Here is a 757-nt window from a genome sequence, read left to right as displayed (position 1 = left end):
GTGCGACGGTTTGCGCCCGCGCCAGCGAGCCAGTGGTGGTGTATTCATAGTGAAACAGCCACAGCCCCGCAACGGCAATCAGCAACCCGACCAGCACCGTGCGTTCCCAGAGCAGGTTCGAGATAATCCCTTCGTCGCGCGGGCGGGGCTTCTGGCGCATGATGCTCTTATCGCCCGGCTCAAACGCCATCGCCACATCCTGTAAGCCGTTCGTGACGAGGTTCAGCCACAGCAGCTGCGCGGGCAACATCGGCATCGGCATGCCCAGCAACACGGCGAACAGGAACATCAGCACGGAGCCTGCGCCCGTCGAGATGAGGAAGAAGGTCGCGTTGCGCAGGTTCTTGAAGGCGACGCGCCCCTCTTCAACGGCGTTGCGGATACTCACGAAGTTGTCGTCCGCCAGCACGATGTCGGCGGCTTCGCGGGCGACATCGGTGCCGCTTTTGCCCATCGCCACGCCGACATCGGCGGCTTTGAGCGCAGGGGCATCGTTCACCCCATCGCCCGTAACCGCCACCGTCTCGCCGTTCGCCTGCAACGCCCGCACCACGCGCAGCTTATGCTCAGGCGACACACGGGCGAACACATTCACCGTGCGCACGCGCTCGCGCAGCTCCGCGTCGGTCATGCGCTCCATTTCTGCGCCTGTAATCACCTCCGCGTCCGGTGGGGCGATGTGCAGCTGCGCCGCAATCGCGCGGGCGGTGGCGGCGTGGTCGCCCGTAATCATCAGCACGCGAATCCCTGCCTGATG

At 65.1% G+C, this 757-nt stretch carries 1 protein-coding gene; it reads right to left on the bottom strand.

What is annotated here, in order from left to right; genetic code table 11:
- Window positions 1–757: HAD-IC family P-type ATPase (locus NZ773_16195; protein ID MCS6803468.1), on the bottom strand; the 757-nt coding region annotated here is incomplete at both ends.

The organism is Dehalococcoidia bacterium, from assembly GCA_025054935.1.
Lineage (GTDB): Bacteria > Chloroflexota > Dehalococcoidia > SpSt-223 > SpSt-223 > JANWZD01.
This window is presented reverse-complemented; position numbering and strand designations above follow the sequence as displayed.